Annotated in this window: 21 protein-coding genes; 4 read left to right on the forward strand and 17 right to left on the reverse strand. The window is 72.8% G+C overall.

What is annotated here, in order from left to right; genetic code table 11:
• Nucleotides 1-113: 113 nt before the first annotated feature.
• The 15 genes from AB1046_RS14310 to dacB all read right to left on the reverse strand — a co-directional run bounded on the left by AB1046_RS14310 (nt 114) and on the right by dacB (nt 17,765).
• Nucleotides 114-1,802 carry an L-aspartate oxidase gene (locus tag AB1046_RS14310; RefSeq protein ID WP_369369978.1) on the reverse strand — a complete coding sequence of 563 codons (1,689 nt, stop codon included), beginning with the start codon at nt 1,800-1,802 and terminating at the stop codon, nt 114-116.
• The gene (gene panD / locus AB1046_RS14315; protein ID WP_369369979.1) at nt 1,799-2,302 is read right to left on the reverse strand and encodes an aspartate 1-decarboxylase; all 504 of its coding nucleotides are present in this window, start codon (nt 2,300-2,302) and stop codon (nt 1,799-1,801) included. The genes AB1046_RS14310 and panD overlap by 4 nt, the downstream gene beginning before the upstream one ends.
• 5 nt (nt 2,303-2,307) lie before the next feature.
• A complete protein-coding gene (gene panC, locus AB1046_RS14320) occupies nt 2,308-3,261 on the reverse strand; it encodes a pantoate--beta-alanine ligase (protein WP_369369980.1) in 954 nt (317 codons plus the stop codon).
• A complete protein-coding gene (locus tag AB1046_RS14325; RefSeq protein WP_369369981.1) occupies nt 3,258-4,232 on the reverse strand; it encodes a Rossmann-like and DUF2520 domain-containing protein in 975 nt (324 codons plus the stop codon). Before AB1046_RS14325 ends, panC begins: the two co-directional genes overlap by 4 nt.
• A 6-nt stretch (nt 4,233-4,238) precedes the next feature.
• On the reverse strand, nt 4,239-5,885 hold the full coding sequence (locus AB1046_RS14330) for a PH domain-containing protein (protein WP_369369982.1): 1,647 nt from the start codon (nt 5,883-5,885) through the stop codon (nt 4,239-4,241).
• Nucleotides 5,882-6,373, reverse strand: coding sequence for a PH domain-containing protein (locus AB1046_RS14335; protein ID WP_369369983.1), 492 nt, complete (start codon nt 6,371-6,373; stop codon nt 5,882-5,884). Before AB1046_RS14335 ends, AB1046_RS14330 begins: the two co-directional genes overlap by 4 nt.
• 35 nt (nt 6,374-6,408) lie before the next feature.
• The gene (locus tag AB1046_RS14340) at nt 6,409-6,894 is read right to left on the reverse strand and encodes a DUF3180 domain-containing protein (RefSeq protein ID WP_369369984.1); all 486 of its coding nucleotides are present in this window, start codon (nt 6,892-6,894) and stop codon (nt 6,409-6,411) included.
• Nucleotide 6,895: 1 nt separating this feature from the next.
• Nucleotides 6,896-9,535 carry a 2-amino-4-hydroxy-6-hydroxymethyldihydropteridine diphosphokinase gene (gene folK, locus AB1046_RS14345; RefSeq protein WP_369369985.1) on the reverse strand — a complete coding sequence of 880 codons (2,640 nt, stop codon included), beginning with the start codon at nt 9,533-9,535 and terminating at the stop codon, nt 6,896-6,898.
• Nucleotides 9,532-10,491 carry a dihydropteroate synthase gene (gene folP, locus AB1046_RS14350; protein WP_369375721.1) on the reverse strand — a complete coding sequence of 320 codons (960 nt, stop codon included), beginning with the start codon at nt 10,489-10,491 and terminating at the stop codon, nt 9,532-9,534. Before folP ends, folK begins: the two co-directional genes overlap by 4 nt.
• Nucleotides 10,492-10,577: 86 nt before the next feature.
• Entirely contained in the window at nt 10,578-11,201 is a 624-nt protein-coding gene (gene folE, locus AB1046_RS14355; RefSeq protein WP_369369986.1) for a GTP cyclohydrolase I FolE, read from the reverse strand.
• 26 nt (nt 11,202-11,227) lie between these two features.
• Nucleotides 11,228-13,267: an ATP-dependent zinc metalloprotease FtsH gene (gene ftsH, locus AB1046_RS14360; protein ID WP_369369987.1), complete on the reverse strand. Its 2,040-nt coding sequence runs from the start codon at nt 13,265-13,267 to the stop codon at nt 11,228-11,230.
• Nucleotides 13,268-13,474: 207 nt separating this feature from the next.
• Nucleotides 13,475-14,029, reverse strand: a complete 555-nt coding sequence (gene hpt / locus AB1046_RS14365) for a hypoxanthine phosphoribosyltransferase (RefSeq protein WP_369369988.1) — start codon at nt 14,027-14,029, stop codon at nt 13,475-13,477.
• Between the two features lie 3 nt (nt 14,030-14,032).
• Entirely contained in the window at nt 14,033-15,154 is a 1,122-nt protein-coding gene (tilS, locus tag AB1046_RS14370) for a tRNA lysidine(34) synthetase TilS (protein WP_369369989.1), read from the reverse strand.
• A gap of 34 nt (nt 15,155-15,188) precedes the next feature.
• Nucleotides 15,189-16,286: a zinc-dependent metalloprotease gene (locus AB1046_RS14375; RefSeq protein ID WP_369369990.1), complete on the reverse strand. Its 1,098-nt coding sequence runs from the start codon at nt 16,284-16,286 to the stop codon at nt 15,189-15,191.
• A 33-nt stretch (nt 16,287-16,319) separates the two neighbouring features.
• On the reverse strand, nt 16,320-17,765 hold the full coding sequence (gene dacB / locus AB1046_RS14380; RefSeq protein ID WP_369369991.1) for a D-alanyl-D-alanine carboxypeptidase/D-alanyl-D-alanine-endopeptidase: 1,446 nt from the start codon (nt 17,763-17,765) through the stop codon (nt 16,320-16,322).
• Between the two features lie 258 nt (nt 17,766-18,023).
• Here dacB and AB1046_RS14385 point away from each other — a divergent pair, with 258 nt between their 5' ends.
• Nucleotides 18,024-18,524: an inorganic diphosphatase gene (locus tag AB1046_RS14385; protein WP_253870651.1), complete on the forward strand. Its 501-nt coding sequence runs from the start codon at nt 18,024-18,026 to the stop codon at nt 18,522-18,524.
• A gap of 15 nt (nt 18,525-18,539) precedes the next feature.
• Here the strand turns inward: AB1046_RS14385 and AB1046_RS14390 are convergent, their stop codons facing one another.
• Nucleotides 18,540-18,803: a C40 family peptidase gene (locus tag AB1046_RS14390; protein ID WP_369369992.1), complete on the reverse strand. Its 264-nt coding sequence runs from the start codon at nt 18,801-18,803 to the stop codon at nt 18,540-18,542.
• 2 nt (nt 18,804-18,805) lie between these two features.
• Entirely contained in the window at nt 18,806-19,894 is a 1,089-nt protein-coding gene (locus AB1046_RS14395; RefSeq protein ID WP_369369993.1) for a hypothetical protein, read from the reverse strand.
• Between the two features lie 420 nt (nt 19,895-20,314).
• On the opposite strand from AB1046_RS14395, the gene AB1046_RS14400 reads away from it, so the two are divergent.
• The 3 genes from AB1046_RS14400 (at nt 20,315) to AB1046_RS14410 (ending at nt 23,574) form a co-directional block, all read left to right on the forward strand.
• Nucleotides 20,315-21,652 carry a bifunctional o-acetylhomoserine/o-acetylserine sulfhydrylase gene (locus AB1046_RS14400; protein WP_369369994.1) on the forward strand — a complete coding sequence of 446 codons (1,338 nt, stop codon included), beginning with the start codon at nt 20,315-20,317 and terminating at the stop codon, nt 21,650-21,652.
• Nucleotides 21,653-21,827: 175 nt separating this feature from the next.
• Complete coding sequence (locus AB1046_RS14405; protein ID WP_369369995.1) at nt 21,828-23,033, forward strand: homoserine O-acetyltransferase; 1,206 nt, start codon at nt 21,828-21,830, stop codon at nt 23,031-23,033.
• Nucleotides 23,034-23,106: 73 nt separating this feature from the next.
• Entirely contained in the window at nt 23,107-23,574 is a 468-nt protein-coding gene (locus AB1046_RS14410; RefSeq protein WP_369369996.1) for a VOC family protein, read from the forward strand.
• The last annotated feature ends 6 nt before the right edge of the window (nt 23,575-23,580 follow it).

Below are 23,580 nucleotides of genomic sequence, written 5' to 3' on the forward strand. Positions count from 1 at the left end.
GACCGATCTCGAGGCAACCGACCGAACTCGACGCGCAAGCCGTGCAACCGACCGAACTCAGCGCGCGAGCCATGCACCCGACCGATCTCGCGGCGGCAGCTAGCACCACCGGCTCAGCGCGCCTGCAGCACCCCGGCGTCGTCCAGCCAGACCCGGACGCGGCGCTTCCACGCGTCCTCCGGCCGAGGGAAGTCGGTGCGGTAGTGCCCGCCGCGGGTCTCCTCGCGCAGCCAGGCCGCGCGCGTCAGGGCCCGCGCGACCATGTGCACGTTCGTGGTCTCCCACTCGGCCGCCTGGGGCTCCGCGACGACCTCCGCCGCCAGGTGCGCATCGGCCCGCACGGCGCGGAGCCGCTCGTCGACGTCGGCCAGCGACCGCGCCGACCGGATCACGCCCGACCCGGCGGAGGTCACCTTCTGGATCCGCGACCGGGCGGCGGCCGCGACCAGGGCGGACCCGCCGGGGCGCTCGGCGGGCTCCCCCGGCTTCAGCTCGCCGTCGGCGAACCGCGCCGCGACGTCGCGCGCCGCGCGGGAGGCGAACACGATGCCCTCGAGCAGCGAGTTCGACGCGAGCCGGTTCGCGCCGTGCACGCCAGTGCACGCGACCTCACCCACGGCGTACAGCCCGTCCACCGAGGTGCGCCCGTCGAGGTCGGTGACCACACCACCCGAGTGGTAGTGCTGGGCCGGGGCCACGGGCACGGGCTCCTCGGACCAGTCGATGCCGGCCTCCAGCAACCGGGCGTTGATCGTGGGGAACCGCGTGCGCAGAAAGTCCCGACCGAGGTGCCGGGTGTCCAGCAGCACGTTGTCGGCCCCGGTGGCGGCCATCTGCCGCACAATCGCGTGCGCGACGATGTCCCGCGGCGCCAGCTCAGCCATCTCGTGCACACCCGGCATGAACCGGTGCCCGTCGACGTCGAGCAGCAGCGCGCCCTCGCCGCGCACGGCCTCCGAGATCAGCGGCAGCTGGCCCTTCGCGCCCGAGCCGAGCCACAGGACCGTCGGGTGGAACTGCACGAACTCCAGGTCGCCCAGCACCGCGCCCGCCCGGAGCGCGGCGGCGATGCCGTCGCCGGTGGCGCCGGCCGGGTTGGTCGAGGACCGGAACACCTGCCCGATCCCGCCGGTGGCCAGGATCACGGCGGGGGCCAGGACGGCGCCCACGCCGTCCCGCGAGCCCTCGCCCCGCACGTGCAGGGTGATTCCGCAGGCACGCCGCGCGCCGTCGGCCGCGGGAGCCGTCGTGAGCACGTCGAGCACCAGGGCGTTCTCCACGACCTCGATACCCGGGTCGTGCCGCACCGCCTCGATCTGCGCGACCAGCGCCCGGGAGATCTCCGCGCCCGTGGCGTCGCCCCCGGCGTGCGCGATCCGGTCGGCGTGGTGGCCGCCCTCGCGGGTGAGCGCGATGTCGCCGTCGGCCGCCCGGTCGAAGACCGCACCGCGGGCCATCAGCTCGCGCACGCGCGCGGGACCCTCGGTGACCAGTACCTGCACCGCGTCGGGGTCGGACAGGCCGCCGCCGGCGGTCAGCGTGTCCGCGAGGTGCGCCCCGGGCGAGTCGGACGGGTCCAGCGCGGCGGCGATGCCGCCCTGCGCCCACACCGTCGACCCGGACTGGAGCCGGCCCTTGGTCACGAGCAGCACCCGTGGCACGTGCGTGCGGAGCTCGAGCGCCGCCGTCAGCCCGGCGATCCCGGAGCCGATGACTATCGCGTCGGCCTCTGCGGTCCAACCGGGCGCGGGGGCCGCGAGGGAGCGCGCCAGCCGGGGTCCCGGTCCTGGCGTGGGGCTCACGCGCGGCCCGACGCGGTGCGCACCAGGCCGGCCGTCTGGAACGGCTCGATCGGCAGGCCGCTCTCCGCCAGGCCGTAGCCGTCCGGCACGTGCCCGGGCTCGTCACTGAGCTCGACGATGCGGTTCTGCTCGTCGACGAACACGACGTTCGGCAGGAAGGTCCGCGCGTCCTGGTCCGAGAGCAGGCCGTAGGCGATGAGGATGACGACGTCGCCCGGGCTCACCAGGTGGGCGGCCGCGCCGTTGATGCAGATCTGGCCGGAGTCCGGTTCCCCCGGGATCACGTAGGTGGTCAGCCGCGCGCCGTTGGTCACGTCGACGACGTCGACCTGCTGGCCGGGCACGAGGTCGGCGGCCGCCAGCAGGTCGGCGTCCACGGTGATGGACCCGACGTAGTGCAGGTCCGCCTGCGTGACGGTGGCGCGGTGGATCTTGGCGATCATCATGGGCCGCTGCAACGACGCAGGGCGGCCGACGGGACGGTGCTCGGTGGTGCTCATGGTTCTTACCTCTGGACCTCTGGCGAGACCTCGATGGCCTGGTTGTCGATCAGCCGGGTGGTACCCACCCGTGCGGCCACGAGCAGCAGCGCGCGGCCGGAGAAGTCGTCGGCGACCGTCTGCACGGTCACCGGGTCGACGAGAGCGAGATAGTCGACCACGACGCCGTCGGCCCCGTCCAGCACCTGCTGCGCGGCGTTGATCACACCTGCTGCGCCGCGGTCCGCGGCGGCCGCCCCCGCCCGCAGCGCGCGGGACAGGGCCAGCGCCCGCTCGCGCTCGTCCGCGGACAGGTAGGCGTTGCGCGAGGACAGAGCGAGGCCGTCGGGCTCGCGCACCGTGGCCACCCCCACCACCTCGACCGGCACCTCCAGGTCGCGCACCATGCGCCGCACCGCAAGCAGCTGCTGGGCGTCCTTCTCGCCGAACAGCGCGACGTCGGGCCGCACCAGGTGCATCAGCTTGAGCACCACGGTGAGCACCCCGTCCAGGTGCCCGGGGCGGCTCTCGCCCTCCAGCACCTCGCCGATGTGTCCGGCGGACACCCGCACCACGGGGTCGCCGTCCGGGTAGACGACGTCGAGCGTGGGCGCGAAGACGACGTCCGCCCCGACGCCGGCCAGCTTGGCGACGTCGCCGTCCAGGTCACGCGGGTACGTGGCGAGGTCTTCACCCGCCCCGAACTGCAGCGGGTTCACGAAGATCGTGACCAGCACCTGGCCGCTCGGGCCGGCCTCCGCGCGCGCCCGGCGCACCAGCTCCAGGTGCCCGTCGTGCAGCGCGCCCATCGTCATGACGACGGCGCGCTGCCCCGGGCCGGCGTCGGGGTCGGCGTGCTCCAGGGGGCCCGTGAGGGCCCAGCGCAGCTGCGCGTCACGCAGCTCGGAGCGGGTGCGGACCACGAGCGGGGTGCGCTGCGTGGGTTCCGCATCGGGCGGGGTCTGGGTCCGGGTGCTCACGGCGTGTTCCTTTCTGCACGCGACTCTCCGGTCGCGTTGTCCAGCGCGTCGAGCAGCGCCTGAGCCGCCGCGTCGTCGATCCGGTGGCTGGCCAGCGCGCGGCGGGTAGCCCCGCGGGCGAGCTCGGTGTAGCTGTCGGGTATGTCGGTGGCGCCGCTGGCCGCGGCCAGCGCGCTGAGCTCGGTCAGGTGGCGGCGCACGGTGCCGACGTCGCCCCGGGAGACCGGCCCGGTGAGGGCGGCGATCGCACCCGGCCCGACGCCGTCGCGCGCGTCCGCCGAGCGGGTCGCCGACTCGAGCGCGGCCGACAACAACGGCGCGAGCACCCGGCCGGGCGCCTCGATCCCGGCCGCCTCCAGCGCCTGCGCGGCCTGCGCGACGAGCACCACGAGGTGGTTCGCGCCGTGCGCGAGGGCCGCGTGGTAGATGCCGCGGGCCTCCTCGTCCACGATCACCGGCTCGCCGCCGATCTCGACCACGAGGGCCTGCCCGATCGGCAGCACGGGCGCCGGTCCGGTCACGGCGAACGTGCAGCCCTCCAGGCGCGCCAGGTCGAGGGATGTGCCCGTGAACGTCATGGCGGGGTGCACCGCGAGCGGGATGGCGCCGCCCAGCCGCGCTGGCTCCAGGACGGTGGTCCCGTAACGGCCGGAGGTGTGGACCGCGAGCTGGCCCTGCTGCCAGGCCCCGGTCTCGGCGAGGCCGGCGACCAGCGGGCCCAGCGCGTCGTCCGGCACCGCGAGCAGCACCAGCTCGGCCCGCTCGACGACGTCGGGCACCTCGAGGTTGGGGACGCCCGGCAGGAGCATCTCGATCCGCTCCCGGGAATCCTCCGAGATGCCGCTCGCGCCCACGACTGCGTGGCCGGCGGCGCGCAGCGCGTTGCCGAGCACCGCGCCGACGCGCCCGGCGCCGATCACGCCCACACCCAGCCGGCCGGGCCGACGACGCGGCTCGTCGGGCTCACTCACCGGTCATCACCGGTCACTCACCCTGTCTTCCATCCATCGTTCGGAACCGGCCGACGCACGGGCGGTACGGGCACGCGTGGCCTGCTCCGCCATGAGCCGCGCGGCGTCGGCGGCGTCGAGGTGCGCCACCTCAGGGTGCACCGGGCCTGCCGTGGAGTGCACCTGGAACGAGGCCACGCCCAGCCGGCGCTGCCACGGGCCCTGGCTCAGGGCCAGCGACTGCGTCCGCTCGTGCGGCACGACGTCCAGGACCCGCACCACGCGACCCCGGCGCAGCAGCAGCGCGCGGCCGGTCACGGTGTACCCGTTGCGGCGCCACGCCACCGGATCGAGGATGCGGGTCCGCCGGGGCGCGGTGACGAAGGCGCTCTCCGCGCGGGAGTCGCCGGCCAGGCCGTCGTCGAGGATGCGGCGCGGCTCGGCGACGCCGAGGTCCGGCAGCACGAGCGACAGCACGGTCAGCGCCTCCTCGCGGGTGCCGACGGGCAGCAGCACGCTGTTCTTGTCCTCGTTCTCGCCGCCGTAGCCGGCGACGTTCACCTGCACCCGCCACCAGTCGAAGCGGCGCCACAGGGCGCTCTGGATGAGCCGGACGGCCTGCACCCGGCCGGGCGGGATGGTCTGGGACCGGGTCTCCAGCATGCCGTGCCGCAGGCGGACGCCGTCGGGCGAGATGGCCACCCGGAAGTCGAACTCGCCGGTCAGGCGGCTGAACAGGTACCCGCCGGCGCCCAGCACCGCGGGCAACGAGGCGGACATGACGGCGAACTCGCCCGTGAGGATCATGATCACGATCACCGCGACGGCCCAGACGACGAGCGTGATCATCGCGCCGGAGAGCACCGCCGAGCCGATCAGGCGGCCCAGGGGCACGGTGAGGACGGGCACCTGGGGCGCCTCGAGCGCGGGCGACGCCGCGATGGTTGACGCCGGGGCGTTCGGCGCGGCAGTCCCGACGGCGTCCTGGAGCCCGGGGCCCTGAGTCCCGCCTGCCTGGTCCGGGGACCCGCCGTCCGGGCCGGGGCCGACAGGGGCGGTAACAGCGCCGGCGGCCGGAGACCCTGCCGCCACGGCCGGGTTCGCCCTGGCAACCTTGATCCCCGCCGCGCGGGCGAGGAGCTCGGCGCGCAGCTCGTCGGCGTCGGACCCCTTCAGGAAGCCGATGGCGACGCCGGAGTCGGTACCGCCCGCGGTCTCCAGCGTCAGCTCGCACAGGCCGAAGAACCGGGCCACGAGCGGCTGCCGGATGTCTACCGACTGCAGCCGGTCCAGGCGCGCGTGCCGCTGCTGCCGGAACAGGATGCCGCGCCGCAGGTGCACGGTCTCCGCGCCGATGGCGTAGGTAGTCATGCGCCAGGCCAGCGTCGAGTAGCCCCAGCCCACGAGGGCGATGGCGGCGAGCGCGGCGAGCAGCGTCCACCAGTACTCGCTGGTGACCAGAGCGATGAGGCCGCCGCGAGGACCGCCGTCGAGGGACTGCTGGCCCAGGATCACGACTGCCGCACCGACCACCGCCCAGCCCCGGACCAGGGGCGTGATCGGGTGGACGCGGCGCCACACGAGCTCCTCGGCCTCCGGCTGGTCCGGCTCGCTCGGCGGGTTGGGCGCACCCTGCTGGTCGAGCCTGTCGAGACCGTGCTCCGGTGTGCTCACAGCCCCGCCAGACGAGCCTCACCGCGGGACGCAAGGCGGTCGCGCAGGCGCGCGGCCTCGTCCGGGGGCAGGCCAGGGATCTGGGCGTCCGTGCCGACGGACGCCGTGTGGAGCTGCACCTTCGCCAGACCCAGCTTGCGGTCCAGGGGGCCGGCCTCGACGTCCACGTACTGCATACGCCCGTAGGGGACCACTACCAGCGACTTGAACATGACTCCCTTGCGGATGAGGAGATCGTCGTCGCGCTCGGCGTAGCCGATCGCCCTGACCTGGCGCGGGATCAGGATGATCGACCACAGCAGGAAGACCGCGGGGAAACCGGCGAGCAGCCAGAACCACGGGCTGACGGTCACGGCAAGAACAACACCGACGATCAGCGGTATGCCCAGGCTGATGCTGGCCGGTACCACCATGGCCGTCACGAGGCGCGGGGATACGCGGTTCCAGGTGACGTCGTGCGGTTCGAAGGGGCTGGTCATGCTGCCCATTGTTCCGCAGAGGACAAGTGCTGGGTAGCGAGGTCTCAGGCCGGGGCCGGAGACTCGCCCTCGTCGGCGCCGGCGCGGTCCTTGTCGGACGGCGGCAGCTCGCAGAACTTCTCCACGACCATGCCCACCACGGCAAGAACTATCGAGCACAGCACGGCGATCCCGGCCGCTACGGCACGGTCGCGCCGCGGCTCGATCGCGAGGTCGCCCAGCACCACCAGCACCTGAGCCAGGTACCAGCCGCCGAGCAGTGCGCCCGTCAGGGCGGCGGCCTTCGCGAGGACGAGGGTCCGGGCGGCCCGGAGCCCGTCGAGGGACGGCCGCTTGCCCTTCTGGTACGACCGCACGCCCCACCCTGACCAGAACACGGCTCCGGCCAGCGCCAGGATCGCGACGTCGACCAGCCACGGCACCACCGGCAGGTACACGCTCCGCGACTCGAGGGAACGCAGCACGAGCCAGCCGATGATCGCGACCGCGACGAGGACCGCGACGAGGGAACCAACAGGGGTTCTCCGCATGTCAGGTGTCGCGCCCCCGCTCGTCCCGGACCGGCACCCAGGACGGGACCGAGTCGATCGGACCGTCCGGCAGCGGCTGCGGCTGGTGCTGCGGCTGGTGCTGCGGCTGGTGCTGCTCGGTGGCGTAGCTCGGGACCCGGATCACGGTGTGGTCGTTGTCGTAGGCCTCACGCTGTCCGTTGGAGTGCTGTCCGCCCAGCTGACCGTTGGAGTGATGGCCGTTGGAGTGATGGCCGTTGGAGTGGCCGTTGGCGTGCCCGTTCGGCTGGCTGTCGTGTGCCGAACCGGGCGCACCGTTTGTCGGCGTGCCGACCGGGGAGAACAGCGGTGCTGCCGGCTCCGCCGCGGCGCCACCGTTCACCGGCGGGAACACGCTCCCCGCCGGCCGCGACGGGTTGACCGGCGCGAACACCGGCATGGCCGGCGCGGCCGCCGAGGGCAGCGGGGTGTGCTCCGGCGCCTCGCGCGCCGTGTCCCGGACCGCGCGGGGCGCGATGGGCGCGGGTACGAGCGCCTCCTCCGGCGGCGGGACCACTGGCCCGTTCCCCGGCATCCCCACCGGCGGGGCACCGCGCGGCGGCACGGGCGCCGCCTGCGACACCTGCTGCGGGATCGGCACCGAGCCACCCGGGCCCGGCACGGGCCCGCTGGAGTAGGCCTGCGGGTGCAGGCCACCCGGGTAGACCTCCTGCTGCGCGGCCGGGGTCTGGGGCTCCGGGTCCACCTGGCCGTTGAGGTACCCCTGCGGAGCACCGCCGCCGGGCACCTCGACCACGGGACCGCCGGACGAGGCCTGCGGACGGCCGCTCGGCGGGAGCGACGGGGGCAGGGCCGGGGGCATCTGCGCCTCCGGTGCCGGGTTGCCGCCGTCGGGCGTCGCCGGGTGGTCGGACGCGGTGGTGCCGCCGTCCTGCTCAGGTTCCGGGTCGGTCAGCCAGTCGAGCGCGAGCCAGCGGATGCCGGCCCGGTCGGGCGCCGTGGCCGCGAGCTGGGCCACCGGGCCACCGCCCAGGCCGGGCAGTACCGCGTCCGGCGCGATCTGGGACCAGGGCTCCAGCACGAAGGCCCGCTCGTGCGCACGGGGGTGCGGCACCTCGAGGTCCGCGGCGGCGTCGGTCAGGTTGCCGTACGTGATCAGGTCGACGTCCAGGGTGCGTGCGCCCCAGCGCTCCTCACGGACGCGGCCGTGCGCGTTCTCGACCTCCTGGCAGGCCTGCAACAGCCCGCGCGCGGAGAGCGTCGTGCGCGCCAGCAGCACGGCGTTGAGGTAGTCCGGCTGGTCCTCGGGGCCGCCGACGGCGGCCGTGCGCGCCAGCGGCGACACGTCCACGATCTGCAGCCCGGGCACCCGGTCCAGCTCGGCGACGGCCGAGCGCATGGTTGCCTGGGGGTCGCCCAGGTTGGCACCGATCGCGACGACCACGTCCACGTACCCGGCGGGAATCTCGTCGAACCGGTCGCGCGGCTCGGCCGGGAACTGCTCGGCCTGGAACTGCTCCGACTGGAACTGGTCCGACGCGTACTGCTCCGGCTGCCCGACGGCGGAGTCCGGCACCGCGGCCGACACCAGCGTCTTGTCCATGGCGTCCTGGTCGTACTGCTGGTCGAACAGCTGGCCGTAGTGGTTCTGCTCCGGGTCCGGCTGCCGCTGCTGCTCAAACTGCTGAGGCTGCTCAAACTGCTGGGGCTGGTCGAACTGCGGGGACTGGTCGTAACCCTGCTGCTCGAACTGCTGGACCGGCTGGACCGGTTCGAACTGCTGGACCGGCTCGAACGGCTGGCCCTGGTCGGCACCGAGGCGCTGGTCGAGGCCCTGGAGCGACTCGTACTGCTGGACCGGCTCGAAGACCGGCTCCGAGCTGAACTGCTCCTGCGGCTGCTGGAACAGCGGCCCGCGGTCGAGCTGGTCCCGCTGCTCGGGCTGCGCGGGTACGTCGGCCTGCAGCTCCCACGACGCGGGGATCACCTGCAGCGGCTGGGGCGCGATGAGCTCGGGCACCGGGGTCGGCTCCGGCGCCTCGACAACAGGCTCCACGGGGGCCGCGACCCGCTCGACGAGCGGCTCCGGCTCGGCGGGGATCACACGGGCCACGGGCTCGAAGTCCTGCGGCTCGGGCTCGGCGGCGAACGACACGCTCTCGGAACCGCTGCGCGCGGGCTCCCCGGCGTCGTTCCAGGAACCGTTGAGCGCGGTGGAGTCGGCCAGCGAGACCGGGGCCGCGACGACGGGCAGGTGCACGCGGTCGCGGCGGATCGTCACCTGGACGTCGTCGAACCGCACCGGGATGGGCGCGTGCGGCTTGTGCACGCGTACGTCCACCGCCTCGACCTGCGGCCGGGCCAGCACCGCGGCGGCGATGCGCTCGGCGACCGTCTCGACGAGGTCGGCCGGGGTGCCCGTCAGGATGTCGTGGACGTCGCTCGCGACGTCGGCATAGCTCACCGTCTGGGTCAGGTCGTCGCCCGCCGCAGCGGCACGCGTGTCCAGGTACAGCAGGACGTCGGCCCGGAACTCCTGGCCGGTCTGTCGTTCCGAAGGCAGCACACCGTGGTACCCCCGCGCGCTGACGCCGCTCAGCTGGATCTGATCCAGCGACCGGCCGTCCGAGCCAGTAACGCCCGTTCCGAACGCTGTGGTCACCGTGGTCTCCTCCCGTCGTCCTTGCGTGCACCGGAATCCTGCCAGGTCGGCACGCCCTGATCCCCGGCCGTCCACGATTCTGTGGTCAAGGCCACGGTAGAAGTCAATGCCCCCTGCGCGGATCGGGGAGAGGTACCCGGTGACCCTACCCGGGGCTCGTCGCCCGCGGCAGTCCACGCGGCCGCCACCCGGACGGCGTCGGCACTCGCCCGGACAGTATGCACACGCACGCACCAGGCGCCGGCGGCCGCCGACAGGGCCGAGATCGCGGCCGTCGCGTCGTCCCGGGCCCGCGGCAGCGCCGTGTGCCCCGACGAGTCGGCCAGCAGGTGGCCCAGGAACCGCTTGCGGGAGGCGCCCACGAGCACGGGGCGGCCCAGCTCGTGCAGCACGTCGAGGTGCGCCAGCAGCGGCCAGTTGAGCACCCCGGCCTTGGCGAAGCCGAGCCCTGGATCAAGGATCACCTGGTCGTGCCGCACCCCGGCGTCGTGCAGCGCGGCCATCCGGGCGGCCAGCTCGTCGCGCACGTCCGCCACGACGTCGTTGTACTCCTGGAGGTCGTCCATGACGTCCGCGTGCCCGCGCCAGTGCATCGCCACGTACGCGGCGCCGGTCTCGGCGACGGCACGGCCCATCTCCGGGTCGGCGAGCCCGCCGGAGACGTCGTTCACGATGCGTGCGCCTGCGGCCACCGCCCGCTCGGCGACTGCCGCACGGGTGGTGTCCACGCTCACGACCGCGCCGTGCGCGGTGAGCCGCTCGATGACGGGCAGCACGCGCGCCAGCTCCTGCTCCTGCGGCACGCGCACCGACCCGGGCCGGGTGGATTCCCCGCCCACGTCCAGGATGTCCGCGCCCTCGCCGAGCAGCTCCAGCCCGTGCGCGACGGCGGCCGACGGCTCGAACCACTCGCCCCCGTCCGAGAACGAGTCCGGGGTGACGTTGACCACGCCCATGACGAGCGTGCGGCCCACTCCCGAGAGCTCCGGCAGGCCGCGCACGGGAACGTCCCGGGCCGGACGGCGCCCGGTGGAAGACATGGTCACTTCCCGAGGATGAGGCTCATCGCCTCGGCTCGGGTGGCGCCGTCACGCATGACCCCGCGCACCGCGGAGGTGATGGTGCGCGAACCGGCCTTGCGGACACCGCGCATGGACATGCACAGGTGCTCGCACTGGACCACCACGAGCACACCGCGCGGCTCGAGGATCCGCACCAGGGAGTCGGCGATCTGCGTGGTCATCCGCTCCTGGACCTGGGGACGCCGGGCGAAGACCTCCACCAGGCGGGCCAGCTTGCTCAGCCCGGTGATGCGGCCGTCGACGTTCGGGATGTACCCCACGTGCGCCACGCCGTGGAACGGCACCAGGTGGTGCTCGCAGGTGGAGTAGACCTCGATGTCCTTGACCAGCACCATCTCCTCGTGCCCGAGGTCGAAGGTGGTGGTCAGCACGTCCTCGGGCTCCTGCCGCAGGCCGGCGAAGATCTCCCGGTACGCCCGGGCAACCCGGGCCGGGGTCTCCCGCAGGCCCTCCCGCGCCGGGTCCTCGCCGACGGCGATGAGAAGCTCGCGCACCGCCGCCTCGGCCCGCGCGGCGTCGTACGGCGGAATGTCCGCCGCACGCCGCGCGGGCGCCGAAAGGCGGGTGGCTGCCCCGTCGGTCATCGTGGTACTCCGGTCTTCGTCACTGCTCAGTTCGGCGAGTCGGTCGGAGCGACGTCCGACGGCGTCGCCACGTCCAGCACCGCCTCGTCCTGCGGCACGGTGGAGTGCCCGTTCTGGGCCGCCAGCTCCTTGGGCGTGAGCACCGGGCCGCGGGTGTGCACGGTGCGCTGCTCGCTGGACAGCCAGACGTCACGCGCGGGTCGCTTCTCGACGTTCCGGAAGACCTCCGCGAGCTCCTTCTGGTTCAGCGTCTCCTTCTCGAGCAGACCCAGCACCAGCTCGTCGAGCACGTCGCGGTACTGGCTCAGCACCTCCCACGCCTCGTCGTGCGCGGCCTCGACCAGCTTGCGCACCTCGGCGTCGATGGTGCTCGCGACGGACTCAGAGTAGTCCCGCTCGTGCCCGTAGTCCCGGCCCAGGAACGGCTCGCCGGCGCTCGTGCCGAGCTTGATGGCACCGACGGCGTCACTCATGCCGTACTCCGTGACCATCTTGCGGGCAATGGCCGAGGCCTTCTCGATGTCGTTCGAGGCGCCCGTCGTGGGGTCGTGGAACACGAGCTCCTCGGCCACCCGGCCGCCCATCGCGTACGCGAGCTGGTCGAGCAGCTCGTTGCGCGTGGTCGAGTACTTGTCCTCGAGCGGCATGACCATGGTGTAGCCCAGCGCCCGGCCACGCGGCAGGATCGTGACCTTGGTCACGGGGTCCGTGTAGCGCATCGCCGCGGCGACGAGGGCGTGCCCGCCCTCGTGGTACGCCGTGATCTTCTGCTCCTTGACGTTCATGACCCGCGTGCGCTTCTGCGGGCCGGCGATCACGCGGTCGATAGCCTCGTCCAGGGCGCGGTCGTCGATGAGCTGCGCGCCGCTACGTGCGGTGAGCAGCGCGCCCTCGTTGAGCACGTTCGCCAGGTCCGCACCCGTGAAGCCGGGCGTGCGGCGGGCCACGGCCTCGAGGTCGACCTCGGGGACCATCGGCTTGCCCTGCGAGTGCACGTGGAGGATCGCCTCGCGGCCCTTGAGGTCGGGGGCCTCGACGGCGACCTGGCGGTCGAAGCGGCCCGGGCGCAGCAGCGCCGGGTCGAGGATGTCGGGACGGTTGGTCGCGGCGATGAGGATGACGTTCGTCTTGACGTCGAAGCCGTCCATCTCGACGAGCATCTGGTTCAGCGTCTGCTCGCGCTCGTCGTGCCCGCCGCCCATGCCGGCACCGCGGTGGCGGCCGACGGCGTCGATCTCGTCCACGAAGATGATCGCCGGCGAGTTCTGCTTGGCCTGCTCGAACAGGTCGCGGACACGGCTGGCGCCGACACCGACGAACATCTCGACGAAGTCCGAGCCGGAGATCGAGTAGAACGGCACACCGGCCTCACCGGCGACGGCGCGCGCGATCAGCGTCTTACCCGTACCGGGCGGGCCGTAGAGCAGCACGCCCTTGGGGATCTTGGCGCCGACGGCCTGGAACTTGGCCGGCTCGGCGAGGAACTCCTTGATCTCCTGAAGCTCCTCCACCGCCTCGTCCGCGCCGGCGACGTCGGCGAAGGTCACCTGCGGGGTGTCCTTGCTGGCCAGCTTGGCCTTGGACTTGCCGAAGCCCATGACCCCCCGGCTGCCGCCGCCCTGGGCCCGCGAGAGCAGGAACCAGAACACGACGCCGATCAGCAGGAACGGGATCAGGACGGACAGCATGGAGGACCAGAAGCTGGGCTGCGGCACCTCCGAGTCGAACCCGTTCGCCGGGTCCGACGCCACTATCGCGTCCTCGATCCGTTGCCCCTGGGGCAGGGTGTAGAAGAACTCCACGGTCGTGCCGTGGTCGACCTCCTCGGCGGCGTCGCCCTCACCCTCGGTCGACGAGTACGCGTCGGAGAGCTCAAGCTCGACCCGCTGCTCACCGTCGACCATGAGGGCGTGCTCGACTGTGCTGCCGTTCAGCAGCTCGATTCCCTGTGATGTCTCGATTCGCGAGACATTGGGCTGGTTCAGTGCCGAGATGGCCAGCGTCACCACGACCAAGGCGACCAGGATCCAGATGACGGGCCCACTCAGAAGCTTCTTGATGTTCATCGGCGACGGGGACCGAGCCCCGTTTCCCTCCGCTCGCGCAGTATGTTTCCGTCGAAACTACATGGTCTCCCTGACAGGAGCCCCGGGTGTTCGCCCAGAGCATGTGATGCCTGGACCACATGCCTAAAGCACACCTGGCCCGGATGTGACGAACCGCCCGGGACGGGCACCGCGGTGTCGAGCAGCGTAGAGGAACTTAAGTCTTCGTCAGCCGCCGTAGACGTGCGGTGCCAGGGTGGCAACGAACGGCAGGTTCCGATAGTTCTCCGCGTAGTCCAGGCCGTAGCCCACGACGAACTCGTTGGGGATGTCGAAGCCCAGGTACTTCACGTCCACGTCCGCCTGCGCCGCGTCCGGCTTGCGCAGCATCGAGGCGATCTCGACGGACTCCGGTCCGCGCGAGCGCAGGTTCGACACCAGCCAGGACAGCGTGAGGCCCGAGTCGATGACGTCCTCGACGATCAGCACATTACGACCGGTCAGGTCCGAGTCGAGGTCCTTGAGGATGCGGACCACGCCGGAGGACTTGGTGCCCGAGCCGTACGAGGACACCGCCATCCAGTCCATCTGCGCCTTGTGGTGCAGACGGCGGGACAGGTCGGCCATGACCATCACCGCGCCCTTGAGCACGCCGACCAGGAGCAGGTCCTTGCCCGCGTAGTCCGCGTCGATCTGGGCAGCCATCTCGTCGAGCTTCTTGGTGAGCTGTTCCTCGGAGAGCAGGATCTCTGCGAGATCGGGGCCGACGTCGGACTGGTCCACAAGTCACTCCTGGGTTGCGCTGGGGGGCAGGACGCCGGTCTTGCCGTCCGGGATCCCCGGCGGCGCGGCGCGCAGGAAAAGCCTGCCATACGCGCGACGGGCCTGTGCGCCGTTCGGGAGGTGGACGGGTCCTTGGCCGGCCCACGACACGACGAGCGCGTCCAGCGCGTCGACGTGCCGCGCGGTGGTGTCGGTCGGTGGACACCCCGCGCCGAGCGCGGCCATCCGCAGCGCCCGCCGCCGAACCGCCGCCGGCGCCCCCTCAAGCACAGCGACATCAATGACCGTCTCTCCAGGGCGGTCGGGAACCTGCGCCTCTTCCAGGAGGTCGGCCGCTAGGGCTTCCAGGGCGTCCGCGTCGTCGCGGAGCTGGTCTGCGGTGCGGCCCAGGGCCTCGACGACGCCCGGGCCCAGCGTCTCCTCCAGCACGGGCAGCAGCCGCCCCCGCACCTGCGAGCGCAGCGGCGTGAACGGCGCCCCGCCCCGACCCTGCGGTCGCGGGGACCGGGCGTCGTCCGGCAGCAGGTTGGTCGGGTCCGTCCAGAACTCCAGGCCCGACGCCGCGCACACCGCCTCGGTCTGCGCCCGCCGCAGGCCCAGGAACGGCCGGCGGAAGATTCCCCGCGCGCGCGGCATCCCCGCCAGCGAGCGCGCCCCGGCGCCCCGGGCGAGCCCGAGCAGCACCTGTTCCGCCTGGTCGTCGAGGGTGTGCCCGAGCAGCACCAGGGCCGCGCCGGTCTCCCCTGCGGCCGCCGCCAGCGCGGTGTACCGGGCGCCCCGGGCGGCCGCCTCCGGCCCGCCGTCGTCGAGCATGGGCCCGGTCCGGCGGATCAGGACCGGGTCCAGCCCGAGCGACCGGCACTGCTCGGCGGCCCGCTCGGCGACGTCGGCGGACCCGGCCTGCAGGCCGTGGTCCACGACCACTGCGCCCGCCCGGACGGTGTGCCCGCGCGACCGCACCGAGCGACCGACCCGCCGGGCCTCGAACGCGAGCACCGCGGCGAGCGCGAGGCTGTCCGCACCGCCGGAGCAGGCGACCAGCACCACGCCGTCCGGGCCGAGCCCGGCCAGCTCCGCCCGGACCGCGTTCCGGGCGGCGGCGACGGCGGGGTCGACCCGGGCCACAGTCAGTTGCCCCGGCTCATCCGTGCACCCTGTGTCATCCGTGCACCCTCCGCACCCAGGCCCGGGCGTCGGCGATCTCGCGGGCGGTCGGCAGGTTCTCGGGGGCGGCCCACACGGCGTTGAGCCCGTCGCGGCCTACCGACCGCTCCACGGCGCGCACGAACACGGCACCGTCGCGGTACTGCGCGAGCTTCGCGTCCATCCCGAGCAGCTTCTGCACCACCACGTCGAAGGTGGTGCGCCCCTCGCCGTCGCGACGCCGCTCGAACCGCGCGCGGATGCGGCGCACGGACGGCACCACCCGCGGCCCGACGGCGTCCATCATCACGTCCGCGTGCCCCTCCAGGAGCGCCATGACGGCGGTGATGTCGGCGAGCTCCTCCTTCTGCTCGTGGTCAAGCATGCCGTCCAGCAGGGTCCCGTTCTCACCCCGCAGGGTGGCGAGCACGTTCCGCCCGATGGCGACGATCTTCTTGTCGAACCGGGCCTTGGCCAGCTCCGCCGAGGTCCGGGCCATGCCCGCAACCAGGCCCCGCGTGCGGTCGCCGAGGTGTTCCGCGAGCCAGGGCGCCGCGGCGAACTGCAGGGCGTGCGTCTGCTCGTGCAGACACACCCACAGGCGGAAGTCGCGCACCGGGACACGCAGCGCCTGCTCCGCCTGGAACACGTTGGGCGCCACGAGCAGGAGCCGGCCAGACCCGGTGTAGGGGTCGAACTGACCCAGCACCCGCCCGCTGAGCAGCGCGAGGACGGCCCCGATCTCGGCGGCGCCGGCGATCTGGGCGCCGGGCGAGGTGGCCCCCTTGGACACCTCGGCGACGACCGCGCGGATCCCGTCGGTCATGACCGCCATCGACTGCGTGTTGGCCCGGGCCCAGGTCGCCCGGTCCACCACCGCGACCGGGCTCAGCGTCGTGCCGCCGCCTGCACCCGGATCACCCGGCGCGGCCGGCGTCATGCCGGTGGTCTCCAGCACGGGCCCGACGGCGTCCCCCGCCGCCTCGCGCAGACCACCCACCAGGGCGGCCAGCTCGTCCCGGGGGGCTTGCGGCCCGGGGGCGGCGAGCCGCCCGGCGATCTGTGCTGCCGCCGACCAGTCGACTACCTGCGGGGCTGTGGAGGCCTGGGTCACCGGACCACGGTAACTGTCGCCGACGGCGGCACGTCAGCCCTGGACCGAGTACGCCGCGAGGTCACCGACGAAGCCGTCGTAGATCGACGTGGCGCCCACTGACTGGTTGGCCGGGATCGCGTCGGCGAGGATCGAGAAGACGAGGAGCCGGTTGTCGGCCGTGACGACCGTCCCGGCGAGCGCACGCACTCTGGGGAGGCTGCCGGTCTTGGCGCGGGCCAGGCCCCGGGCGGGGTTCGTGCCCGTGAACCTGCTGGCGAGCGTCCCGGTCAGGCCGGCGATCGGCATGCCGGCGGCGTCGCTGCGCAGCTCCGGTTGCTCGGGGTCGACCATCACCTCGAGCAGGTCCACCAGCTGCTGTGCGCCCAGGTACGAGCCGTCCCCGAGACCGGAGCAGTCCCGCAGCCGGGCGCCCGTCATGTCGATGCCGAGCCGCTGCGCGCTCGCGATCACGGCCTGCGTAGCGCCGTCGTTGGAGCCGGGCAGGCCGGCGTCCACGGCGACGAGGCGCCCCAGGACCTCGGTGATCGTGTTGTCGGAGTACTGCATGGCGAACCCGACGACCTCGGCGAGCGGGGCGGAGCTGACCTCGCCGAGCAGGAGCGCGTCGTCCGGGGCGTTCGCGTCGACCACGGCGCCGACGGTCGTGAGCCCCTGCTCCTCGAGGGCCGCGGAGAAGGCTTCGGCGGCGTAGCTGCCTGGGTTGGACGCGCGGGGGCCGTTGTCGGTGTACTCGTCGGAGAGCAGGCCGACGTTGATCCCGACGGACGAGACCGGCGCGATGTAGCCCGCCGCGATGTCGGGGGTCGCGACGGTCGGCGCGACGTCGTCGCCGGTGAAGAGCGTGTCGTCGAGCGCGACCCGCACCTCGGTGGTGCCCGTGACCAGCACCTTGGCGGCGACCTGTTGTGCGAGGTCGGCCAGGCCGGCCCGGCCGTTGACCGCGTCCGGGTCGCCCGCGCCCTCTGAGAGCATCATGTCGCCGCCGCCGACCAGCACCACCGTGTTGTCGTCCACGAGGACGGCCCTGGTGTCCAGGGTCGAGCTCGCCAGGGACGACGACGAGAGCGCTGCGACGCCGGTGAACAGCTTCTGCGTGGACGCGGGGGTCATGAGCTGGTCCGGGCTGGACGAGCCGAGCACCTCGCCCGAGCTCCCGTCGGCGACCACCACGCCGATGCGTGAGCCGAGCCGGTCGTCGTTGGCCAGGCTGGTCACCAGGCGCTGCATCTCGATGCTGTCCGGGATCGGCGCGTCGTCCGGGAGCTCGGTGAGGAGCGCGGCGGGATCAGGTCCCTCGACGGCGCCGGGCGCGGACGGGAAGGGGCTGGGCTGGGGCCACGGGGCGGCTGTGGTGAGCATGCCGGGAACGACGTCGTACGAGTCGGCGACCAGGTAGCCGCCGAACACTGCGACGACCGCGGCGATGGCAGCGCCGGAGCGCAACCCCCACTCCATGGGCATCCTCTCGATCGTCATGTAAGAGCCATAACCAACTCTAGTGGCGGCAAACCACGCGACGGGTGCGGCAGCGGAAACTCGCGGGAAATTTCACCCGCTCGCGCACGGGATCCCCCCACGCTCGGCGCCTGCTGCGAATTATGCCGAACCAGGAGAGTGGCGCTGACCACAGCCAACGGTCCGGGAACACGACACATGGCACACTGGACGGGCGCAAGGCCGCCGCCGAGGTCAAGACACTTCGGCGACCATCTTCGAGAACTGGAGCACATCGGCGTGGAGTTCGACGTCACGATCGAGATCCCCAAGGGTCAGCGGAACAAGTACGAGGTGGATCACGAGACCGGACGCATCCGCCTCGACCGCATGCTCTTCACCTCGACGCGCTACCCGGACGACTACGGCTTCATCGAGGGCACCCTCGGTGAGGACGGCGACCCCCTGGACGCGCTCGTCCTGCTGGAGGAGCCCACGTTCCCCGGCTGCCTGATCAAGTGCCGCGCGCTCGGCATGTTCCGCATGCGCGACGAGGCCGGCGGCGACGACAAGGTGCTCTGCGTACCGACCGGTGACCAGCGCGCCGCGTGGCGCCAGGACATCGACGACGTCTCGGACTTCCACCGCCTGGAGATCCAGCACTTCTTCGAGGTCTACAAGGACCTCGAGCCGGGCAAGTCCGTCGAAGGTGCCCACTGGGTGGGCCGCTCCGACGCCGAGGCCGAGATCGTTCGCTCGATCCAGCGCGCCGAGGACACCGGCTACTACGCCAAGCACTGATCCTGTGCGGGCCGCCTACGGGCGGCCCGCGTAGGGCATCGCGCCCGCCAGGCGCAGCGGGTTCTCGGAGAGCGGGTACCCCGGCAGCGTCGCCTCGATCATCATGCCGTCGCCCGTGTACATGGCCACGTGATAGATCGACGACGGGTCGCTCGGGTCCGAACCGTAGAAGATCAGGTCCCCGGGCCGCAGCGACCCGTAGTCCACCTTGCCGACCGCCAGGTACTGCGACCGCGAAGTCCGCGTGATGCTCACCCCCTGGCTCGCCCACGACATCATCGTCAGACCCGAGCAGTCGTACGACGTCGGGCCTGCCGCGCCGAGCAGATAGGGCGCGCCGATCCTGGCGCGGGCCCAGGCCACCGCACCCAGCCCCCGGCCGTTCGACCCGACGGACACACCCGAGGTCGGCGGTCCGACGGGCTCAGGTGCAGGTACGGGCACCGGCGCGGAGCCGGCCCGCCGCTCGCCCCCCGCGCGACGTACCCCCCGGCACCCTGGGCCTGGGCCTGGGCCTCGGCCGCCGCCTCGTCCCGGGCCCGCTGCCGGTCGAGCTCCGCCTGCGCGGCGGCCTCCCGGGCTGCCGCCGCGGCGGCAGCCCGGGCCGCCTCCCGCTCCCGCTCGATCGCAACGCTGGTCTGCCGCAGGTGCGCGAGCCGCTCGACCAGGGCCGTCCGCTCGACCTCGGCGGCCTGCGTGCGCGCCGTGAGGTCGGCGGCCGCCGCCTGGGCGGTATCAAAGGCCGCCTCGGCCTGCTCGGCCGCCGCGTCGAGCTCCGCCTTCGCGGCCGTCCACCGGGCGTCGGCGGACTCCGAGGAGGCGCGCGCGTCCTGGTATGCGGCGAGGGCGCCGCCGAGCTTGCGCTGCACTGCACGTTCCGCCGAGCTGCGGCCCACCAGGTCGGGGATGGAGTCGGCCTCGAGGGCGACGCCCAGGGAACCCATGTCTGCGTCGCGCGCCGAGGCCCGGTACACCTCGGCCAGGCCGGCCCGCGCCACCGACTCGCCCTTGCTGGCCTTCTCGGCCGCGCTGCGGGCGGCGGCCACCCTCCGCTCGGCCCGCCCGACGGACTCCTGCGCCTCGGCGTAGTCGGCCGCCGCGACCTGCACGCGCACCTGCGCGGCGTCGAGCTGCGACCGGAGCGTGTCGAGCGCGGACTGGGCCTGCCGCACGTCGAGCGTCCCGGCGGCCACGGCGTCCCGGGCCGTCTGGGCCTCCTGCGCACTGGGCGGATCGGCGGGCGGCTCCGCCTCGGCTACCGGACCCCACGGGATCACCAGGCCGAGCGCGAGCAGCCCCGCTCCGACCACACGGATCGCCAGCACCCCGGCGTGACCGCCCGAACCGTCCAGACCTCGGATGCGTCCCATGATCCTCTTTCCGATCCGCATCGTTCCGGCGTGTCGCCTTGCACAGATCTTGTGAATCACTCCCGTGTCACCGTCCAATGTGGCCCAGACGGCCGATCCGCGCTACCTGTGGGTCTGCGGTCTGCCGAGGGCGAACGCCCACCCGGCTCGAATTCCGTCTCATTTTCGCATCTCACGATATAAGACACGCCTTTCGGAGGCGCTGAAGGCCGTCTACGGTCACCACATGACTCGTCGAATGTGTTGTTGCTGAGCTAGCGCACGTTCGCCTGCCCTTCGGCCGCTCGGCCGAACCACCGCGTGCGCGCTAACCCGCCGCGGACCCACCTCCTGATGTGCAGGCCCCTGGGGGCCGTGCCGCGGCACGTCTCGGTCAGTTCCGCCAGATAGACGCCACCATCAACAGGAAGCAGGAGAGCCATGACTCAGCCCCAGTGGTCGTTCGAGACCCGCCAGATCCACGCCGGCCAGCAGCCGGATCCCACCACGGGCGCACGTGCGCTGCCGATCTACCAGACCACGTCGTTCGTGTTCCCCGACGCCGGGGTCGCGGCGGACCGGTTCGCCCTGAAGGACCTCGGCCCCATCTACACCCGCATCGGCAACCCCACGCAGCAGGTGGTGGAGGACCGCATCGCGAGCCTGGAGGGCGGCGTCGGCGCGCTCCTGGTGGCCTCGGGCCAGGCCGCCGAGTCCCTCGCGATCCTCAACATCGCCGAGGCGGGCGACCACGTCGTCGCCTCCGCGAGCCTGTACGGGGGCACGTACAACCTGCTGCACCACACGCTCCCCAAGTTCGGCATCGAGACCACGTTCGTGGACGACCCGCACGACCTCGACGCCTGGCGCGCCGCCGTCCGCCCGAACACCAAGCTGTTCTTCGGCGAGACCATCCCGAACCCGCGCTCCGACGTGCTCAACATCGAGGGTGTCGCCGCGGTGGCGCACGAGTCGGGCGTCCCGCTGGTCGTCGACAACACGGTGGCCACGCCGTACCTCATCCGCCCGTTCGAGTTCGGCGCCGACATCGTGGTGCACTCGGCCACGAAGTACCTGGGCGGCCACGGCAGCGCGATCGGCGGCGTGATCGTCGACGCCGGCACGTTCGACTACGCGACCGACCCGGAGCGCTTCCCAGGGTTCAACACGCCCGACCCGAGCTACAACGGCCTGGTCTTCGCGCGGGACCTCGGCGTCGGCTCGGCACTGGGCGCCAACCTGGCGTTCATCCTCAAGGCCCGGGTCCAGCTCCTGCGCGACCTCGGCGCCGCGATCTCGCCGTTCAACGCCTTCCTGCTGGCCCAGGGCATCGAGACGTTGTCGCTACGCATCGAGCGGCACGTCGCCAACGCCCAGCACGTCGCGGAATGGCTGGAGGCCCGGGACGACGTGGGCTCGGTCCACTACGCGGGCCTGCCGAGCTCGCCCTGGTACCAGAACGCGCAGAAGTACACCCCCAAGGGCGCGGGCGCGGTGCTCGCCTTCGAGCTCGACGGCGGGGCCGACGCCGGCCAGGCCTTCGTCTCGGCGCTGGAGCTGCACTCCAACGTGGCGAACATCGGCGACGTCCGATCGCTCGTGATCCACCCCGCGTCCACCACGCACTCGCAGCTCACCCCGGACGAGCAGGCCCTGTCGGGCGTCACGCCCGGCCTGGTCCGCCTCGCGGTGGGCCTGGAGAACGTGGAGGACATCCTGGCCGACCTGGAGCTCGGCTTCACCGCCGCCAAGAACCTTCTGGGCGACGAGACAAGCTGACCCGACCTGACCCGACCTGGCGCGGGCGCGGGAGACTTGTCCCGTGCCCGCGCCTCGCCGGGCCAAAACATCGCCCGCCCACCAGCATCGCCCGACCACAAGCCTCGACCGCCCACCAGGCAGCGAGCCCGAGCTCACCACCCTGAGCTCAGCACCCCGATCCGCAGGAGGAGCCATGGCCATCACCACCCCGAGGGCCGCTCACGGATCCCCGGACCCTCGGGTCGAGGCTTCCCGCTCCCGGAGCAAGCCGCCGGTCCCCGCGAGCGGCGCCTGGCGGGAGGGCGACGACCCCGGTCACCGGCAGTTCGCCGACGTCGGCGAGCTCGCCCTGGAGGCCGGCGGGCGGCTGCCCGCCGTGCGTGTGGCCTACGAGACGTGGGGCACACTGAACGCCGACGGCTCCAACGCCGTGCTGGTGCTGCACGCCCTTACTGGCGACTCGCACGTGACCGGCGACGCCGGACCGGGACACGTGACCGACGGGTGGTGGGCCCAGATGGTCGGCCCGGGCCGGCCCATCGACACCGACCGGTACTTCGTGGTGGCGCCCAACGTGCTGGGCGGCTGTCAGGGCACCACTGGCCCGTCGTCGACGGCGCAGGACGGGCTGCCGTGGGGCGGCCGGTTCCCCTACGTCACGACGCGCGACCAGGTGCTCGTGGAGATCGCGCTGACCCGTGCGCTCGGCATCCGGTCGTGGGAGCTCGTGATCGGCGCCTCGATGGGCGGCCTGCGGGTGCTCGAGTGGGCGCTGCTGGGGCCGGAGGCCGGGATCGAGGTGCGGAACGTCGCCGCCATCGCCACCACCGCCCAGACCAGCGGGGACCAGATCGCGTGGGCGCACCCGCAGCTCGCTGCGATCCGCGTGGACCCCCGCTTCCGCGGCGGCGACTACTACGACGCGGCCGACGGCGACGGCCCGCACACCGGACTCGGCATCGCGCGGCAGATCGCGCACACGACCTACCGGTCCAGCCGCGAGCTGGACCAGCGCTTCGGGCGCCTGCCGCAGGGCGGCGAGGACCCGTTCGCGGGCGGCCGGTTCGCCGTGCAGTCCTACCTGGACCACCACGGCGACAAGCTCGCGCGCCGGTTCGACGCCAACTCCTACCTGGTGCTCACCGAGTCGATGCTGTCGCACGACCTGGGCCGCGACCGCGGCGGTGTCGAGGCGGCGCTCAGCCAGGTCACCGCCCGGGCGCTCGTGGTGGCGGTGGACAGCGACCGCCTGTTCCCGCCCACGCAGTCCGCGCGGCTCGCGCAGTGGATCCCGCGAGCGGAGACGCTGCGGATCGTCACCAGCGACGTGGGCCACGACGGGTTCCTGGTCGAGGCGGACCAGATCGGCCCGATGGTGGGTGAGTTCCTGGCCGGGTAGGCCTCCTGCGGTTGTCGCAGGTGCGTGCGGGTGTTGACTTGGGTCAAGAACCCGACACGCAAGGAGGCTTGTCATGGTCAAGCTCAACCCGTACCTCAGCTTCGTGGACAGTGCCAAGGACGCCCTGAACTTCTACCAGAGCGTGCTCGGCGGAGACCTCAACATCAGCACGTTCGGCGAGATGCCGTCCGAGGAGATGCCCCTGCCGCCCGAGGTGAACGACCTCGTCATGCACGGCTCGCTCGAGACCCCGAACGGCCTGACCATCATGGCCGCCGACACCCCGCCCGGCATGGAGTACGCCGCCGCGACGAGCGGCGTCACGGTAGCCCTCACGGGCTCCTCCGCCGACACGGACTACGTCGCCGCCGCCTTCGAGAAGTTGTCGGACGGCGCCTCGAACGTCATGCCGTTCGAGGTCGCGCCGTGGGGCGACCGCTACGGGGCGCTCACCGACAAGTTCGGCATCTCCTGGATGTTCGACGTGGGCACACCCGAGTCCGAGGCCCGGTGGGCGGAGCAGGGCGGGACCCCCGGGTAGGGTCGC

Source organism: Promicromonospora sp. Populi (genome assembly GCF_041081105.1).
Lineage (GTDB): Bacteria > Actinomycetota > Actinomycetes > Actinomycetales > Cellulomonadaceae > Promicromonospora.

Excerpts from the sequence above, each read along its gene's own strand:
- panD (WP_369369979.1), bottom strand. The coding sequence starts at position 2,302 with ATGAGCACCACCGAGCACCGTCCCGTCGGCCGCCCTGCGTCGTTGCAG.
- AB1046_RS14335 (WP_369369983.1), bottom strand. The coding sequence starts at position 6,373 with ATGGGCAGCATGACCAGCCCCTTCGAACCGCACGACGTCACCTGGAAC.
- AB1046_RS14340 (WP_369369984.1), bottom strand. The coding sequence starts at position 6,894 with ATGCGGAGAACCCCTGTTGGTTCCCTCGTCGCGGTCCTCGTCGCGGTC.
- folP (WP_369375721.1), bottom strand. The coding sequence starts at position 10,491 with ATGGGCGTGGTCAACGTCACCCCGGACTCGTTCTCGGACGGGGGCGAG.
- folE (WP_369369986.1), bottom strand. The coding sequence starts at position 11,201 with ATGACCGACGGGGCAGCCACCCGCCTTTCGGCGCCCGCGCGGCGTGCG.
- ftsH (WP_369369987.1), bottom strand. The coding sequence starts at position 13,267 with ATGAACATCAAGAAGCTTCTGAGTGGGCCCGTCATCTGGATCCTGGTC.
- dacB (WP_369369991.1), bottom strand. The coding sequence starts at position 17,765 with ATGACGATCGAGAGGATGCCCATGGAGTGGGGGTTGCGCTCCGGCGCT.
- AB1046_RS14390 (WP_369369992.1), bottom strand. The coding sequence starts at position 18,803 with ATGATGTCGTGGGCGAGCCAGGGGGTGAGCATCACGCGGACTTCGCGG.
- AB1046_RS14395 (WP_369369993.1), bottom strand. The coding sequence starts at position 19,894 with ATGGGACGCATCCGAGGTCTGGACGGTTCGGGCGGTCACGCCGGGGTG.
- AB1046_RS14400 (WP_369369994.1), top strand. The coding sequence starts at position 20,315 with ATGACTCAGCCCCAGTGGTCGTTCGAGACCCGCCAGATCCACGCCGGC.
- AB1046_RS14405 (WP_369369995.1), top strand. The coding sequence starts at position 21,828 with ATGGCCATCACCACCCCGAGGGCCGCTCACGGATCCCCGGACCCTCGG.
- AB1046_RS14410 (WP_369369996.1), top strand. The coding sequence starts at position 23,107 with ATGGTCAAGCTCAACCCGTACCTCAGCTTCGTGGACAGTGCCAAGGAC.